Raw genomic sequence first — 366 nt, forward strand, 5'->3', positions numbered from 1 at the left:
GCTGGTGAGCAATGCCGACCTGGCGTGGCACCCGCTCATCAGCGCGCCGATGCGCAGGCCGCCTTCGGTAAATCTGTAATATGCGTGGTGTGCTTGCTTGCGTCAATATTTGCAATATCTTATTCAATCAGCGCCTGGCCAACCCGGCCGTGATGCCGATGCGTTCAGCCGAACTGCAACAACTGGCCAGCATGAAAACCGAGGTTGTTACCTGCGGCGCCTACCGCAGCCGGGTGTTGATCAACGACACCCCCAGCCCCCAGGCCAAAAGCGTGCTGTTACTGCACGGTTGGGGCGGTCATCCGATGATGCTGTGTGCGCTGCAAAGCGTATTGCACGCCTGCGGCTATCGGGTGTACACACCCT

General features: G+C 59.3%; 1 protein-coding gene. It reads left to right on the top strand.

Annotated elements, in window-relative coordinates:
• Positions 1 to 80: 80 nt before the first annotated feature.
• A partial coding sequence (locus tag AC0L3U_RS38675) for a hypothetical protein (RefSeq protein ID WP_473365004.1) occupies positions 81 to 366 on the top strand: 286 nt, incomplete at its 3' end.

This window comes from Bradyrhizobium sp. Kon69 (genome assembly GCF_055807515.1).